Genomic DNA, 394 nt, shown 5'->3' with positions numbered 1-394 from the left:
GATACAAACGACAGCTATCAGAAAGTACGCGTAACCGTAGGAAGCATGAGCGCGAAATCATTAGGCATAGACGGAATCGACATTTCCACACAGACAGGCGCATCTGACGCAATAGCGAAGATTAAAACGGCTATCAACACAGTATCGTCGCAGAGAGGCGATCTGGGAGCAATCCAGAACAGGCTTGACCATACAATCAACAACTTAGGAGTTCAGACAGAAAACATGACGGCCGCCGAAAGCCGCATCCGCGATACAGACATGGCTGAAGAAATGATGGCATATACGAAGAACAATATCCTTGTACAGGCCGCACAGGCAATGCTTGCACAGGCTAACACAGTTCCGCAGGGAGTTCTCCAGTTATTGCAGTAATATAACGGATATGCTTAGA

At 47.5% G+C, this 394-nt stretch carries 1 protein-coding gene; it reads left to right on the top strand.

The genetic code is table 11. The features are described from left to right. The coding region (locus tag NE664_15270) for a flagellin (protein MCQ4727992.1) at positions 1-375 on the top strand (375 nt) is incomplete at its 5' end. Between the last annotated feature and the right edge of the window lie 19 nt (positions 376-394).

It is taken from the genome of Anaerotignum faecicola (genome assembly GCA_024460105.1).
Classification (GTDB): Bacteria; Bacillota; Clostridia; order Lachnospirales; family Anaerotignaceae; genus JANFXS01.
The sequence above is the reverse complement of the archived record's forward strand: the minus strand, read 5'-3'. Positions and strand labels throughout refer to the sequence as shown.